Here is a 16,885-nt window from a genome sequence, read left to right as displayed (position 1 = left end):
AATTTCAAAAAAGAAAAAACCTTTAATGAAAAACATAAAGGTTAATAAAATAATGTATGGTGCGGAACAAGGGACTTGAACCCTCATGCCTTTCGGCGCCAGAGCCTAAATCTGGTGCGTCTGCCAGTTTCGCCAATTCCGCATTTTTGGTGTCCCGTATAGGCCTCGAACCTACAACCCTCAGATTAAGAGTCTGATGCTCTGCCAATTGAGCTAACGAGACATCTAGGGGAATAAAAAACAAGTAATTATAATACTTGCAGTCTAAATATTAATTAATGGTGACTCGTACGGGGATCGAACCCGTAATGTAGGAATGAAAATCCTATGTGTTTACCAATTCACCAACGAGCCGTAGAAAACAAGAGTTTAGAATAATGGCGCCCAGTATAGGATTTGAACCTATGACACTTCGATTAACAGTCGAATGCTCTGCCGCTGAGCTAACCGGGCATTTACTAAACCTTAATTATTATATTGAAGAAAAGTATAATTTGCAATAACTAATAAAGTTTTTTTTATTTTTTTCTTGATTACGGCAATGTATATATGCTTTAAAAACTTATTATAAAAATCAATCATTAAAAGCAGTATTTGATAGTGAAAATATTAGTGAAAAAGAAATACATCAACCATATAGTGTTTTTAATCCAAATATACTTAAAAAATTAACAAGTATATTAAAACCAAGTGAATTATCTATATTAAAAAATGAAATTAATAAATTTAAAAATCCAATAAATAGTTTTAAAAATTCTATTATACCAACAGAAATTAGAACTGTTAAAAATTATGTAAATAAATTTAATAATTTATTTAAAGAAAATGAAGAAGAAATACCAGAAAATGCATGAGAAGTATTATCAAGTTCATGATTTAAAAAAGGAAGATTTATTGTTGATAATAAAAATTTAAAAATTGGAACTTTAACAACATTATTTCAAAGTGATAATGATAAAAGACAAATATGATATGGTCCTTATACTTATCCAGCATTTCCACAAGAAATATGAATATTAATGACACAAGCAAAAGGAAAAAATGGTACTGGTGCTGGAACTATATTTTGAAAATTTTGAAATAGAAAATGATTACCAAGTCAATTAAGAAAATATGTTAAAAGTGAATTAGCTAAAAAAGGTAAGTATTACGGGTCTCAAGATACAAATGTAATTTATCCAAATAATATTAATGTTCAAAAAACTATGCATTTTATTAATAGATTAGAAAAAGGTTTTTTTAAATTAAAAGAATATAAAACTTTATCTAAAAATGAAATTGGAAGTACACAATGAAGATATGAAAGAAAACAATTATTAAAAAATTCTTTACATACAAGAAAATATATAAAAATTAAACAAAATTCTAATTTTTATAAAACATGAAAGTAGGTGGTAATTATTATTGAATTAGATAAACCAATTAAACCAATTGGTATATGAAATATTATTAATCCATTAAGTAAAGATAATAAAGAATATAAAAGATTAAATAAGATTTGATTTAATAAAAATAGTACTCATATTGATAAAATTAAAATTTTAATATCAAATATTTTAAAAATAACTAGTCATAGTATTGGTATGTTTATAACATTATTTTTTACAATAACACCTTGATTAATACCTAAAATACCAATAGAAATGGGAATAGGCAATTATACTAATCAATATAATTTTACTTGACCTGACCATTTAATATTAACGTTATTTCCTATGTTTGGTCATATTGGATTAAATATTATAACTAAATTAGGTAATTATGGAAAATTAATTAAATATATATTAATAACAATCCCAATTATTATTACAAGTCCTTATTTAATATATCAATATAAAAATATTAGAAAACATAAAAAAGAATGTCATTTATGTAAACAACATTCAAATAAAATACAATTGGAGGAATAAAAAATGAAGTTATCTACAACAGTAATATCAGCAGTATTAAGTGGAGCAGTTGCTAGTGGAGTAATTGTTACTATTGTTTTATTATTTTTATCAAAAATTATTAAAAAATCAAAACAATCTAATGTAGCAAAAGAATTAAAAAATAATAAAGAATTAGAATTTATTAAAGCAAATATTAAACAAATAAATTCTCAATTACAATTAGAAACTACATCAACTGCTAAATTACTTGATAGTTTTAATGTAGAACAAGAACAAATAGATAATTTTGTAATAGCACAAAAATCTAAAAAGAAAGAATTAAGTGAAAAAGATAAGAAAAAAGTAACTAAATTTAAAATTTAAAGGGTTTAAATACCCTTTATTTTACATTAAGGAGTAAATTATTATGGCTATTAAAGACCCATTAATGTTTATTACAATTGAAGAATTTAAAAATTGAAAAGGATTTAATAAATCATTATTTGATGAAGTTACAACACCAGATAGTGAAATTAGATATGCAATAGAAATTGCAAGTAGTAATATTGATTTTTTAAGTGGTTTTACTATTTCAAAAAAATGACCAGAAATAAATACTACTAAATTTACAGATAATATTCAAACTGCAACTACTCATTATGTTAATTTTTTATTAGGTAAAGGTGTTGAATATGCACGTGGTCAAGCAAGTATTGGTCAAGGTGGTATTACTTATTCACAAAATAATCCAGAAGACCCTTATTTTATACCACCACAAGTATTTAATTATTTAAAAGAAATAAATGAATATCCAATTATGCAAGGTTTTAATCTTAATGTTTCTTCAAAACAAAATTGATTTAAAAAAATTATGGGTAATGGTGGTGAACAAAATCCATGAGAAATTTATGTACAATTTACTAATATTAAAAGTAGTGATGATAGAACTAAAATTACTATTACTCATCCAAAAAATATTATGGGTTCAGTACTTGATATTGATACTAGGGGTATTAAATCATTTGATAATTTAACAACACTTGAATTATTTACTAAATATTTTAGTAATGATACTATGAAATTAGTTGATGGTAAAGAAGGTCAAGAAAAGAAAGTTATTAGTGCTACTAGTGGTAATTCATTATGAGAAGTTGATAAAGATAATACTAATTTTATTAAATCCAAAGATGATAAAGGTATTAGTGCTAATGATAAAAGAATAATTGATGTTGGTACACCTACATTTTTAACTGATGCAACCAATAAAGAATATGTTGATAAAAAACAAGATAAATTAATTGCTGGTGAAAATATTAAGATTGATAAAGAAACTAATACTATTAGTGCTACTGGCGGTAGTGGTGAATCATTATGATTAATAGACCCTAATTCGCCTAATATTATTCAACCTAAAGAAAAAAGAATTATTACTTCAAATAATACTAGAATTGTTTATATAGCAGACCCTACACAACCACAAGATGCTGTTAATTTAAGAACATTAAATAAAAATATCCCAGATTTAACTGATTATTATAAAAAAGAAGAAGTAGATAAAGAATTAGAAGATAAAATAGATAAAACACAATTTCAATATGCTTTTGTTCTCAATACTTTTGGTACTGAAATTCCTAATTTAGAAACTAAAGATAAAACTATTGTTGGTGCTATTAATGAGTTAAAAGAAAAAATAAAAGATAAAAAATTTTCAAATGATTATTTTAAATATAATACTGAAACAAATGAAATTTTACTAAATGATGAAGAAAATTCATTACTTTGTAGAGATTTATTAGAAAATAATGAATATAAATTATTAAAAACTCAAAATAAAAAATTATTACAAGCAATTAATGAAATATTAGAAAAACAACCACAACCAAGTCCAAGTGGTTCAAATTGAAAAGAAGTAGGAACAAGAGAAAAAAATAAATGAGATAATTGACAAATTACTTATGATTTTCAAGAGAATAAACATTATAGAGTTTATTATTCTTGAAGTATATATAATCCAGTTTATACTATTCAAGAATTTATTATAACTGATAAAAAAATTGCTGGTGTACAAATACAAATCTTTAATGATAGTGCTAATATAGTAATTTTATCAGTTCAACATGCAAAATTGATTACTATTTATACTGTAAAAGGTAATTTAAAAGGTAATGTATGAAAATTAGAAGAATTGCAGGAATAATATTATGAATAAAGAATTTACTTATTTACATGAAATTAGTTATTGATTATTAAATAAAAGTGATTTTACTCATAGTGAATATAATTTAAGTGGTAGCAGATATTCAAGTAAAACATATAGTATTGCAGAAGAATTAGCAATATTAATTGCTATTTCAATTAAAGTTAATAAATCAATTGCTATTTATGGATTTAGAAAATTAAATAAAGATATTAATGAATTAACAAAAGAAATATATGAAGTATTTATTTCTTCTGGATTTAATGATTATGTAGACTTTAATTTAAAATATCCAAATAAACAAGCATATTTTAGATTTAAAGGAACTAAATCTTTTATTAGAGTAATGGGTGTATATTCAAATAGTAATGATAGAATACCTTTAAAAGGGCTATCTAGAAGTGAAATAAAAGGTTTTGATTTATCAATAGAATGAGAAGAAGAAGCAAATGAATTTAGTCAAGCAGAATTTCAAGCAATTACATTTGCATTAGGTAATGCTAAAAAAAATATTAAAATTAGAAGTTGTAATCCAGATAATATTTATCAATTGGAATGGCAACACTTTTTAGGACTATTTTTTGGTAGACACTTGTTCTTGATATTTGATAGGAGTTAAGTAGTTTAAAGTGCTGTGGATTCTTATGTTGTTGTATCAATTGATATAATCAAATAATTCTAATTTTAATTGGATTAATGATGTAAAATTTTTATCATTAATAAATTCAGTTTTGAAAGTTTTAAAAGGTAATGTTTAGTAATCTGTGTAACTTAAAACCTGTTTGGAATCTTTTAAACATAATTAAACTAAAAAAGGGAATAATTATTTCTAACCTGACAGTTAATTAACATTTTATTTTCTTTGTCATTTTTTTGTTAAAAAGATTTTATCATTTGACAACTTATCGATTAAAAATTTATTTTTCAACTATAAAATAACATTTATGATATTAATTTAATCAAAAATAAGTTAAAAAAGATCCTAAACAGGTTTTAAGTTACACAGATTACTAAACATTACCTCCAAATCATCAATGAGTTTTTGGAGTTGGTACAATTTGATGAAATAAATGGTATAATCCTAATAAAACATATTTATATTTTTCTAAATTTAAACATCATGATGAAGATATAAAATGAGATGGTACTTATACAGATAATTATTTTGAATAGTTATATTTCTAAATTTATATAAGAAATATTTTCATTGTATTTATCAAATAAACTAATATTATTTAAATTAATTTCTTGTTTATCAGTTATTAAAATTAAATTATAATTTTTGGCACCAAATATACCACTAATTTCAATCCGATTTAAGTTATTAATCGGATTTTCAATTTGTAATTCAAATTCACTATTATTATCAATTTGTGATAGTTCTTTATAAAATTCCAATTTAGAAAATAATTGAGATTTATTTGAACCATATAAATTTAAAGCACTTTTAATTTTACCTTTATCAATAATTGTTCTTGTAAAATATTTTCCATATTCACCATTACCTAATGTTCAATCAGCAGGAATTAATGAGGGAATATTATTACTTTCTAGTTCATTTGTTATAGATAATCAGTTAAATTGGTTATCATCTAGTTTGAATAATTCATTTTGACTAATGTCATTGTTTTTTAGTTTAATATTATTTATATCTGTAAAATCAAAATACTCAGATTTTAATATAACTTTGGTATCTTTAAATCTTCAAATATCTTTACCAGTAGGTTTTATTGGACTGGATTTTAATTCAAAATAGTATGGTAACAAAATTTTATTATCATCATTTAAACCTTTATTAATTGACATAATTGAATAAATATTATTTGATAACATAATTACTAGTTTCTTAAAAATATGAACTTGTGGTAGATTTATATAATTCGGATAATCCAATTTTCATTGTTTAAATAAGTTAGTTATTACTTCTTCGGGTTTTTGTCCTTCAAATTTTGCTCTTAACTTTGCAATTTCATTATCTGGTCTACCTTTATCATCATATGTAGCACCTTCAAAATTTCTATTATAGTTATATGTGTAACTTAGCATATCTAATAATAGTTGTTGTAGACTGTCAACTGGTGGTTTATCATTTATTTCGATTTCAACATCTTGAAAATTATTATCAGTAGCAATTCATAATGCAGTTGCTCCAATTGAACCCATACCATAGATTTCTTTATCAATTAAATGTTTTGAATTTGATAAAGGTCAGTTTGGTTTAGAACCAGCAAATTGACCAATTCAAAAATTAGTTACTCTTGCATTATTAAAAATTTCTCTTCTTGTTTCTTTACCACCACCAATAGCAATTAAATCTAAAACTGATTTTTCTTGTCCTATAAATTGTTTTGCTAAATTTCAAGGTAAGATTTGTTCACTAAATCATTGTTGTAATATTCTAACTTTTGGTTGTGTTTCAATAGGCATTGATAATAGCGGAAATGCTATCTTATCTTTAACAAATAACTAGGGTATACTTCCATCAACTTCACCAAGTACCTTTATATTGCCGAAAATCATGCTTCTAGGGGCTTTAATTTTTAAACCAATAACTTTGGTATCTTTATCTAATGGTTTTTGTAATTTAATAATGATAGGATAACCATCTCTTGTTTTAAAATCTTTAATTTTGATAATAGTTATACTTTTAGTACTTCTTGTTTTTGGATTTTGATAAGGTTGTGAATAGTTATTAATGATATATAAATTATCAATATTATTTTCAGTTAATTGTTCATTAATAGATACTGCATATAATTTAAATTGATTTAATAAATTTATTTCTTGAAATATTAAATTTTTAATATCAGTCATACTATATTCAATTGTATTATCATTAATATTTGTGCTAGCTCTTTGATTTAATTGCATAGTAAAGTCTGATGTTTCAACAGCAGTAGTTTTTAATACTTTTTCAATATCAATAAAACCAATTTTAATAGTATTTGCTGAAAATTTTAAACTATTATTTTCATTATTTTTAAATAAACGTTCAATTTCATAAATATATAAAGTTCTTAGTTTAAATTCATCATATGCTCTTTTAAGCTCAGGGTCTCACCTTTGCTACTCATAAGATTAGTAAAATCATAAGGAATATTATCAATTAAATAATCATTTTCTACTTCTGCTTGATTAAGTTTAGTTTGTTTCTGTGGAAACTTCGTTTGTGGTTTGTTGTTGTTTTCCATTGTTCTCTCCTATTAATTGGTTATTTTCGGGATTAAATAATTTTAATTTAACTGTTAAGTTATTAATTTCTTGTTCATCATTAATATTTAATGTTTTACTATTTAATAAATCTTTATCTAAACGTACTAATATTTGAATAAATTTAAGAATATCAATATTAAATTGTCATAATTTTTGTTCAATATAGTTAATAGTTGAAATATTTACTGCTGTACTTTCGGGTACTGATTGTTGTGCAGATTTCTTTTGACTTGGTATATGAATTCCACAACGTTTAAATATTTCATTAACATTTCAATCATATATATCAGTTAAATTTTTACCTTTAAAGTTGCTATTTGTCATATTGATATTTTCATTTTGTTCGTTATTATTTCCACCACTTTTAAATATATAATTTTTAGTAACTAATATTCTTACAGCATTTTCTAATAAATCTTTTACATTACCATAAGCTGAATTAAAAATAAATTTGGGTGAGTTTAAAATAGTATCTAAAACAATTTGTTCATAAATAACATCTAATGCTTTAATTTTATCCATTACTTTATTACAATCTGCTAGCTCATTTGCTTTATTTCTCATAATTGCTATTGGTATATAGTTAATATTTAGTGTTTGTTCTTGTGCTAAATTAGGGTTATTAATGAACGATTTAAAATCTAGTGGAAATTGCTTTTTACTATCATTAACACTATAAATTGCACGATTAATAGTTACTTGTTCATTATTTAATGTATAAATTTCAAATAATCTTACAATTTGTGCATTTTGTTCATAACTATCATAAAAAATAGTACATTGAATTAATTTACCAGTAATATCATAAACTCTTTGTTGTATATCAACTACTTGAAAATATAAGTCATCATTTGCAATAAAAATTAAATAACCACTAATTCCCAATTTACTTAATTTAAAAATAGAATTTCAATTTTTTCTATAAAATTCTTGTTGAATTAAATACTGCTTAATAGTTTCATTGTTAATATCTAGTGGAGCATTATATAAATTAGCATTATTTTCTGCTACAAAATCAGTAAAATATGTTTCATGATTAAAATCATTAAAACCAAAATAACTTAAAATAGAAGCATGTGTACTTTTATCTTTTCTTAAAAATCTACCTAACATAATATTCACCACCTTTTTTTAAAATATTTGATTAATTTTTAATACAATTTTTAATATAATAAATATAATTAAACCTGCTGTTGCTGATGACAAAAGAACTCCAATTAAACCTAAAATAATTTTTATAATTTTAAAAAACATAATATTATTCCTGCAATTCTTCTAATTTTCATAAATTACCAAAACTAAAAGGATATGGTCTTGTCATCATACTTATAATATTTTGATTTATTATTAATCAAGTATGATTACTATCCGTATCCATAAAATACTCTAAACATTCTTGTATTTTACTTTTACTATATATAAATTGTTTACATATTCATGAATATTCTGTATTATCACTAGTAACACAATAATTATAATAAATACGATATCTTTTATTTTTAATAAAATTATAATTAATAGTTTTATTATCTTGCTTAGTTCCTACTTCTTTTCATTGTGGAATACTTGGTGTTGGATTATTTTTTAATTCAATATCTCATTCATTTTCTCTAATTTCATTAGTTTCTAAACTATATCAATTAATTTTTAAAGGTTTTTCTATATCAATTTTTTCAGGAGCAATAATATCTAATGTTTTACTATTAATTTGATAAGTATTTTCTTCTTGATATTCTTCTAATTTACTAACAAAACCATAATTACGACCTTTTTGAGCAATAAAAATTTTATTATCTTGCAATCAAAGAATACTTATTTTATTATTTTCTTCAATAAAACTTTCTAAATAATTATTATTTGAAGCGTCAAATATAAATTCTTTAATAACATTTGGACTAGTAGATTGACCCCAATTATAATAAACTTTATATCTTTTATCTCTTATAAAATTATAAGTAATATTTGTTTTATCACTACTAACTGTTCCCACTTCTTTTCATTTACCAATTTTAAAATCTTTTATTTTATCATCTATATATTTCTTATTTGGAATATCTAAATCATCAGTTATAACTGGATTATTTCTATAAATTAAAGTTTTACCTCCAACATTAGTTTTAATAACATCATTAACTAATCTTGTAGTACTATCTTTATCATCTTTATTATTAATAATAACATCTTTTAAATTTTCTATTGTATTTTTTTTATTTATTTCATTAATAGCACCAGCAATAGTTTTATCTTTAGTTTCTAAATTAGGAATTTCTTTACTAACAGCATTTATTTGAAAAGCAATTGGAAATTGTGATTTTGTATCTTCTATTTTTTTATCTAAAGTTCTTAAATTAATAGCATCTTGTTGTTGTATAGGGTCTGCTATATCAACAATTCTAGTATTATTGGATGTTATTAGATGTTTTACATCACCTTTTATTTTTGGTTGTAAAATATTTGAACTATTTGGGTCGTATTCTCATAATGATTCACCACTACCACCAGTAGCACTAATAGTATTAGTTTTTTCATCAATTTTAATATTTTCACCAGCAGTTAATTTATTTTGCTTTTTATCTAATAAATTATTAGTTTCTAGTTTTGTATAATAATCACGTTCAGTATTTTCTTCTGCTATAAATTCAGTTGGTGTATCTATTCCTTGATATTGATATATTTCTTCTATATCACCAATTAAATTAATTTTTCCACGTTCAGGATAAGAATTACTGCCACCACTAAATTCTTTCTTTTTATTGTTATAGTAAATCGTTCCGGTATTTAAAATTCTGGATGGGTTACACTTTATTGGACTATTTTTTGGTAGACACTTGTTCTTGATATTTGATAGGAGTTAAGTAGTTTAAAGTGCTGTGGATTCTTATGTTGTTGTATCAATTGATATAATCAAATAATTCTAATTTTAATTGGATTAATGATGTAAAATTTTTATCATTAATAAATTCAGTTTTGAAAGTTTTAAAAGTTGCTTCATCAACAGCATTGTCATAAGGACAACCTTTTTTGCTTAAAGATCGAGTAATATTGAATGCTAATAAAAGATTATTAATAATTTTATTGTTAAATTCATTACCTCGATCACTATGAAATATTTGGATATCTTTTAAACAGCGATTTGATTGCATAAATGCTTGATATACTAGTAATGCATCTTTTTTAACTCCAACACTATGTCCAATAATTTCGCGGTTAAATAGGTCTATTAATAGGCAAATATAGTTTCATTTACCATTAACTTGAACGTAAGTTAAATCACTAACAATAACTTCATTTTTAACCCTATTATTAAAGTTTCTATTAACAAGATTGGTTATTTGACTATTATTGACTTTATTATGATGATTTTTGAATGATAATTTAGTGTATTTTGATATTAAATTATGCTTATTCATAATTTCTTTAATTTTTCTGCGTGATAAATAAATTTCTTGGTTTTCTAAAATTTTTTTTAATCTTCTAGTACCATAAACTTCTTTATTTTCTTTAAAAGCACTAATAACAGCTTCATCATACATATTATTTTTGATTTTATTTTCTTTTTTCTTTAAGTTAAAATAATATGTTGATTTAGATATTTTCAAAAAACGACACATTGTGCGAATTTTATATTTAACTTTATTTTTAGCAATAATTTCTACTTTCTGCCTATTATTAGTGCTGCTTGCTTTAAAATATCATTTTCCATTCTTAATTGTTTTAATTCTTTTCTTAATTTAATTAATTCATTTTCTTCAACAGAACGATTATCTTTAGTTTTAAACCTGTCTGAATTAGTAAATTGCTTAATTCAATTATAAGTAGCTGCTATTGTAACATTGTACTCTTTAGCAAGACAAGACACTGACTTACCGCTTTGATATAAAGCTACTATTTGTTTTTTAAATTCATCTGAATATGAGTTAATATTGGCCATAATTATACTTCCTTTCTTTTCACTAATTTGTTCACTTGTCTACGTAATTAGTGTCCAATAAAGTGTAACCCATCCAACATTCAAAAATAATTTTATTTTCATAAAATTCTTTAATAATACCTAAAAATATTCATCCATCACTTATTCCTCCTTTTCTATTCTTACTATTAATTAGATGAAAAAGAAAAATAAACCTTTTTATTTTTTAAAATTATGTTCAATTGAAAGCACATCATCATCATTTTCAATTGTTTCTAACAATATATCAATTAATTTAATTTGTTGTTGATCAGTAATGGTAATCAATTCATGGGGAATATTAACAATTTCGTTAGTAATAAAATCATTAATATTATTTTTTTCTAATAAATTAGTTACAGCATTTAACTGTTTAGGATTAACTTCAATATCAATGATATCTTCTTTTTTTTCAATATTAAAAATTTCAAAATCAATTATTAACTCCAAAATTTCTTCAACTGATAATAAACTTGAAAATTGAATTACCCCCGTTGTTTGAAATAAATATCGAACAGAATTAGTAGCAGCTAAATGACCACCCAATTTATTAAAATAACTTCGAATATTACTTGCAGTTCGATTTTTATTATCAGTTAAACAATGAATAATTATGGCAATATTACTTGGTCCATATCCTTCATAAGTGACTGCTTCATAATTAGTTGTTTCATTTTCATTACTAGCTTTATTAATAGCACGATTAATATTATCCTTTGGCATATTTATACGTCGTGCTTTTTCTAACATTAATTTCAATCGCGGATTATTTTCAACATTTGCACCACCTAATTTAACAGCAACATAAATTTCTCTTGATAATTTTTGAAAAATTTTACCACGTTTGTTATCTTGGGCATCTTTACGATGTTTAATATTTGCATATTGTGAATGTCCAGCCATATTCTCATTCCTTTATTTTTTTCTTGTTCATTTCGGAGCTTGCGGTACAGGTATTCTTTTGTGTGCACTATTCTGATGCATAAATTCAATTTTATTAATTACTGATGATGGTATTAATGATTTATTTCCTAGTAAATATTGATCTAATTGTTCATACTTAAATTGCATTTCCATTTCATCAGTTTGTTCATCTCATAAACCAGCAGTTGGCTTACGAATAATGATCTCTTCACTAACTTTTAATATCTTTGCTGCAGCAAAAACATCTTTTTTTAACAAATGAATAATTGGTAATAAATCAACACCACCATCACCATATTTAGTAAAATAACCAATGTGTCATTCATCACTATTATCTGTTCCTACAACTAAATAATTATGATTTTGTGCATATGCATAAAGAGCATTCATTCTTAATCTAGCTTTTAAATTGCCTAAAATTAATTTTGATTTTTCTATATTAATTTCAGTTTCTAATGTTTTTTTAAAACTTAAAAAAACATTATTTAAATTAACTACTTTGGCATTTAATTTATGAATATTAACTAAATTATTTGCATATTCTAAATCAATATCTGGTGAAAAACAAGGCATAATTAATGCTAAATGATCATTAGGAAAAGCTTTTTTAATCAATAATGCTACTACTGCTGAGTCAACACCACCACTTAAACCAACAATTAAACCTTTGGCATTTGCTTTTTTTACTTCACTTTGTAAAAATTTAATAATTTCATCTAAATATTGTTCTAAATTCATAATTATTCACTCTCTTTTATTTCTTCAGACATTTCAAAAATATTGTTATAATGTCCAGCAATTTTATTATGGGTTTTATCTAAAGTTTCAATGGCTTTATTAGTTGTATCAAAACCAGCCTTAACTTTTTCTCATCTATCAACCCAACGATCAAAATCATCTTTGAATAAACGTAATTTTTTTGCCATTTTTTCTAAATTTTTATTAAAATCAATATCTTTACGATTTTTATCAACTGTAAATAAAACAGCAGATAAAGTAGTAGGAGAGGTAATTCAAACACGTTTCTTAAAAGCATATTCAACAATATCATCAGCAAATTGTCCGTAAATAAAAGTAAATATTTCTTCAGAAGGAATAAACATTACTGCGCTAGAAATCTTATTTTTAATATTAATATATTTTCCAACTTCATCAATTCGTTTACGAATATCATTACGAAAATCTTTTAAATAATTTTCTTTAACTTTAATATCTTCACTTACTAAATACCTTTGATAGTTATCAATTGAAAACTTTGAATCAATAGCAATTCCTTCTTTTTCAGAATCTGTTTTTACATAGGCATCAACAACTTTGCCATCAATTGTTTTATATTGTCGTTCTCATAATTTTTGATTTGAACCCAACATATTAGTCAAAATTTTTTCTAAAACAAATTCACCAACATTACCACGTTTTTTAGTATTAATAAAAACTTCTTGTAAACTTTGAATATTATCATTAATTTTTCCTAAAACAGTTGATGATTCTTGTAACTTTGCTAAATCTTTAATAACATCTACTACTTGTCTTTGAATGACATCAGCATTGCGTTTATAATCATCTTCTTTTTTATCTAAATTTTTTTGAAAATTATCAATATTACTCATTAAATTAATTAATTTTTCGGTTTTATCACGATCCGAACCATTTCATGATGTTTTAAAATCATTTAATTGTTCTTTTAAAGTTTCTACTTGCATTTTTAAAAAGTCTTGTGCAATTGGGTCGCTAGTAACATTCTGACTTTTTTTAATTTGCATATAAATTATTAAGCCACCAATACTACTAATAATTAAAATAACTACCAATAAACTAATTACTATTTCCATTTCCTATTTTCCTTTGCCCTTTTTTTATTCTTCTTCTCAAATCATATCATAATTAAAAATCTTAACATGATCACCTTTTTTTATTCCTTGCTTTCTTAATTCATCATAAATTCCTAAATCTTGTAATTTAATTTTAAATAATAAAATATTATGATAATTATTTAAAGGATTTTTTTGATATATTACTTCAACGGTTTTACCAGAAATAGTTCATTGATTATTTGCAAATTTAGTAATAATAACTTGTGGAACTTCTTCTTTATTAATATGTTCATAAAGAATATGTTCTTCATTATTTTCATTATTATTAACTTGGTGCAGTTGTTCTTTTTCAACGGCTTTAGCAATATCTTTAATTAATATATCCAAACTAATATGTTTCATAGCAGAAATTGCAAGTATTGGTAATTTAATTTGTTCTTTTAATTTCTCTAAATTAGTTTGTGCATCTGGTAAATCAATTTTATTTGCAACAATTAAATGCGGTTTTTTTGTCAAATCTTTATTATAACTTTCTAATTCACTCATAATTAATTGATAATTTAAAAAATGATCTTGAGTCTTATCACTAATATCAATCATATGTACTAAAACTTGACAACGTTCAATATGACGCAAAAACTGTAAACCTAGTCCTTTTCCTAAACTAGCTCCTGCTATTAATCCAGGCAAATCCGCCATAACAAAATTATTATTTTTATCAACTCTAACAACACCTAAATGTGGATTAAGAGTAGTAAAAGGATAATCAGCAACTGTTGGAGTTGAAGCAGAAATAGCTCCTAATAATGTTGATTTACCGGCGTTAGGCAACCCAACTAATCCGGCATTGGCCAATAATTTCAACTCACAAATTATTTCAAAATGTTGTCCAGGCATTCCTTTTTCACATATTTTAGGTACTCGATTTATTGCCGAAGCAAAACGAGCATTTCCTCGTCCACCAAGACCACCGGCAGCAATTATTATTTCTTGTTTATCTTTAATAATATCACCAAGAATATTTTGAGTTTTGTTATCTCTAATAATAGTACCTAATGGAACTTTTACATAAGTATTGGTTCCTTTACGTCCATGCATATTTTTGGGTGCACCATTTTTACCATCTTCAGCAGTTATCTCTTTATTTTTACGTAAGTCTAATAGAGTATTTATACCTGAATCACCAATAAAGATAATATTACCGCCTCTTCCTCCATCTCCACCAGATGGACCACCTTTGGCTACATAAAGTTCACGACGAAAAGCAACAACACCATCACCGCCTTTGCCGGCAGTAACTTTTAATTTTGTTACATCTATAAAACGCATTTCTTACTCCTTTTTTATATTAAAAATAATTCTTATTATATAGTGTTAACATTTTTGTGTAAAATACTATTTTATTTTTCATATAATTTTAGTATACAGATATTATTGTTAAAAAAATAATAATTTACTATATCTAGTTAATATTTTTTGTAAACTATTTTTCCTTTATGAAAATTAAAAAAATGTTTTTTTAATGTTAAATATCATTTAAGTTATTTTCATATATGAAAAATTATATATTAAAATAAAACTTATAGGTGTTTTTATTAATTTTCTTAAAATCAAATCAATAGTTTTTTTATTTAATTGGGAGCGTGGCGAAGATGTCGGTAACTAAAAAGTTTTAAAAATAGCTCCTTTCTTTTTTAAACCCTTAAATTAAAAATAAATGATAAAAGACGAGAATAAAAATCTTGTCTTTTTTTGTAATTGTAAAATTTTAAAATTTTTAATAACCGTCTTTAACGCTATTATCAACACGTGTTAGGGAACTAAAAAAGTGAACTACAACACAGTTTTTAAAAATAGTAGCTAGCATGTGGACTTGCATGGATAAATAAAAAGTGGAGTGATACCTAATAAAATATACTAACCATTAATGGTAATTCTTGGGGTGGGAGCGAATTGGAAACTAGTATATATAGACCTGTTGTAGGGACCTATTGTATTAATTCTATTCTTTATTTAACCAACCTTGCCACTCCCCAGTGAGCAAGTGTTGGTTTTATTTTTTATTTTTTTTAAAAAATTTTTTGGGCGAGAAAATAAATTTCAAACTTGTAAAAAAAATTGAGCGGTGCCGGTTCAATTAAAATATTAATTTGCTAAACGCAAATTAAATAAATATTGAATCGAATGCCTCAATGTTTTTTTAAAATTTCATAATTTATTTTTGAGCCCAGTTTTCATGGAATGAATAAAACGAATAGTAGTATTATTAATAATCTAAAAATCAAAATATATGTTCTTTATGCTAGAAGCATAGGAAAGGATTATTATGCAAATAGAATTTAAAAAAGAACAAATTGTTAAAGATAAACCACAATCTATTCTTATTGATTATGTTGAATATAAATTATCGCTTCCAAAATGAATGATTAAAAATAATTCTTTTATTGTTGATAACAGTTATACATATTGAGTTTTTAATTTAGAAAATATTAAAAGAGAATTAAGTGGTAATGAATTAATAAAATTATTAGAACCATATATTAAAGACCAAAAAATAACTGTTAATAAACCAACTACTCCAAAAGAATATTATCTTAATGATATAAAACTTGAACCATTAGCATTTTATGAACAGCATAATAGTTGATTTATGGGTGAAATAACAGATAACAAAACTAAAATTACTAATCCTTGTTTTAAATATAACATTACGTGAGAAGAAAACAGAAAAGGTTTTAAAATAAATAATCCATATAAACATGATGATTTACCAATTAATTATATAGTCACTTCATATAAGGAAATTTCAACTCATAATGAAAAAGTATTTTTGTTGAACATGTAAACAAAATAAATTAGATTATTTATTCTTTAATACTAATGATATAAAAACAATAAAATATTTTTTAAGAGATAA

17 protein-coding genes and 4 tRNA genes are annotated in these 16,885 nt (G+C 23.8%); 6 read left to right on the top strand and 15 right to left on the bottom strand.

The window, feature by feature from the left end; genetic code table 4:
• Positions 1-57 precede the first annotated feature (57 nt).
• The 4 genes from ACXUB0_RS03865 to ACXUB0_RS03850 all read right to left on the bottom strand — a co-directional run bounded on the left by ACXUB0_RS03865 (position 58) and on the right by ACXUB0_RS03850 (position 453).
• Positions 58-142, bottom strand: a tRNA-Leu gene (locus tag ACXUB0_RS03865).
• Between the two features lie 5 nt (positions 143-147).
• Positions 148-223, bottom strand: a tRNA-Lys gene (locus ACXUB0_RS03860).
• A gap of 56 nt (positions 224-279) precedes the next feature.
• A tRNA-Glu gene (locus ACXUB0_RS03855) sits at positions 280-354 on the bottom strand.
• A 24-nt stretch (positions 355-378) separates the two neighbouring features.
• Positions 379-453: transfer RNA gene (locus ACXUB0_RS03850), tRNA-Asn, on the bottom strand.
• 566 nt (positions 454-1,019) lie between these two features.
• Here ACXUB0_RS03850 and ACXUB0_RS03845 point away from each other — a divergent pair.
• Genes ACXUB0_RS03845 through ACXUB0_RS03825 form a run of 5 tightly spaced genes read left to right on the top strand, consistent with a single transcriptional unit; the run spans position 1,020 to position 4,687 of the window.
• On the top strand, positions 1,020-1,391 hold the full coding sequence (locus ACXUB0_RS03845) for a hypothetical protein (protein ID WP_458257814.1): 372 nt from the start codon (positions 1,020-1,022) through the stop codon (positions 1,389-1,391).
• Positions 1,392-1,910 (top strand): hypothetical protein, encoded by a 519-nt coding sequence (locus ACXUB0_RS03840; protein ID WP_458257813.1) that lies wholly within the window; start codon positions 1,392-1,394, stop codon positions 1,908-1,910.
• A 3-nt stretch (positions 1,911-1,913) separates the two neighbouring features.
• Positions 1,914-2,255: a hypothetical protein gene (locus ACXUB0_RS03835; RefSeq protein ID WP_458257812.1), complete on the top strand. Its 342-nt coding sequence runs from the start codon at positions 1,914-1,916 to the stop codon at positions 2,253-2,255.
• Between the two features lie 43 nt (positions 2,256-2,298).
• Positions 2,299-4,068 carry a hypothetical protein gene (locus tag ACXUB0_RS03830; RefSeq protein ID WP_458257811.1) on the top strand — a complete coding sequence of 590 codons (1,770 nt, stop codon included), beginning with the start codon at positions 2,299-2,301 and terminating at the stop codon, positions 4,066-4,068.
• A 4-nt stretch (positions 4,069-4,072) separates the two neighbouring features.
• Positions 4,073-4,687: a hypothetical protein gene (locus ACXUB0_RS03825; protein ID WP_458257810.1), complete on the top strand. Its 615-nt coding sequence runs from the start codon at positions 4,073-4,075 to the stop codon at positions 4,685-4,687.
• On the opposite strand, the gene ACXUB0_RS03820 is transcribed toward ACXUB0_RS03825, so the two are convergent.
• The 11 genes from ACXUB0_RS03820 to obgE form a co-directional block, all read right to left on the bottom strand.
• Positions 4,643-4,756 carry an IS3 family transposase gene (locus tag ACXUB0_RS03820; RefSeq protein ID WP_458258790.1) on the bottom strand — a complete coding sequence of 38 codons (114 nt, stop codon included), beginning with the start codon at positions 4,754-4,756 and terminating at the stop codon, positions 4,643-4,645. The genes ACXUB0_RS03825 and ACXUB0_RS03820 overlap by 45 nt on opposite strands.
• A gap of 485 nt (positions 4,757-5,241) precedes the next feature.
• Complete coding sequence (locus tag ACXUB0_RS03815; protein WP_458257809.1) at positions 5,242-6,495, bottom strand: hypothetical protein; 1,254 nt, start codon at positions 6,493-6,495, stop codon at positions 5,242-5,244.
• A gap of 39 nt (positions 6,496-6,534) precedes the next feature.
• Positions 6,535-6,939, bottom strand: coding sequence for a hypothetical protein (locus ACXUB0_RS03810; RefSeq protein WP_458257808.1), 405 nt, complete (start codon positions 6,937-6,939; stop codon positions 6,535-6,537).
• Positions 6,940-7,085: 146 nt separating this feature from the next.
• Entirely contained in the window at positions 7,086-7,259 is a 174-nt protein-coding gene (locus ACXUB0_RS03805) for a hypothetical protein (RefSeq protein WP_458257807.1), read from the bottom strand.
• Entirely contained in the window at positions 7,210-8,394 is a 1,185-nt protein-coding gene (locus tag ACXUB0_RS03800) for a hypothetical protein (RefSeq protein ID WP_458257806.1), read from the bottom strand. Before ACXUB0_RS03800 ends, ACXUB0_RS03805 begins: the two co-directional genes overlap by 50 nt.
• Positions 8,395-8,539: 145 nt before the next feature.
• Positions 8,540-9,271 (bottom strand): hypothetical protein, encoded by a 732-nt coding sequence (locus ACXUB0_RS03795; protein ID WP_458257805.1) that lies wholly within the window; start codon positions 9,269-9,271, stop codon positions 8,540-8,542.
• Positions 9,272-10,091: 820 nt separating this feature from the next.
• Positions 10,092-11,212, bottom strand: a protein-coding gene (locus tag ACXUB0_RS03790; protein ID WP_458257804.1) for an IS3 family transposase whose coding sequence is annotated in 2 segments (ribosomal slippage) — positions 10,092-10,936 and positions 10,936-11,212 — 1,122 coding nt in all. Because the reading frame shifts where the segments join, the coding sequence is not laid out codon by codon here.
• A 198-nt stretch (positions 11,213-11,410) separates the two neighbouring features.
• Positions 11,411-12,133, bottom strand: coding sequence for a YebC/PmpR family DNA-binding transcriptional regulator (locus tag ACXUB0_RS03785; RefSeq protein WP_458257803.1), 723 nt, complete (start codon positions 12,131-12,133; stop codon positions 11,411-11,413).
• Positions 12,134-12,145: 12 nt separating this feature from the next.
• Positions 12,146-12,892, bottom strand: coding sequence for an NAD(+) synthase (gene nadE, locus ACXUB0_RS03780; protein ID WP_458257802.1), 747 nt, complete (start codon positions 12,890-12,892; stop codon positions 12,146-12,148).
• Between the two features lie 2 nt (positions 12,893-12,894).
• Positions 12,895-13,986, bottom strand: a complete 1,092-nt coding sequence (locus tag ACXUB0_RS03775; protein ID WP_458257801.1) for a DNA recombination protein RmuC — start codon at positions 13,984-13,986, stop codon at positions 12,895-12,897.
• 24 nt (positions 13,987-14,010) lie between these two features.
• Positions 14,011-15,297, bottom strand: a complete 1,287-nt coding sequence (gene obgE, locus ACXUB0_RS03770; protein WP_458257800.1) for a GTPase ObgE — start codon at positions 15,295-15,297, stop codon at positions 14,011-14,013.
• A 997-nt stretch (positions 15,298-16,294) separates the two neighbouring features.
• On the opposite strand from obgE, the gene ACXUB0_RS03765 reads away from it, so the two are divergent.
• Complete coding sequence (locus ACXUB0_RS03765) at positions 16,295-16,813, top strand: hypothetical protein (protein ID WP_458257673.1); 519 nt, start codon at positions 16,295-16,297, stop codon at positions 16,811-16,813.
• Positions 16,814-16,885 lie beyond the last annotated feature (72 nt).

This window comes from Spiroplasma endosymbiont of Dactylopius coccus (genome assembly GCF_977110965.1).
The sequence above is the reverse complement of the archived record's forward strand: the minus strand, read 5'-3'. Positions and strand labels throughout refer to the sequence as shown.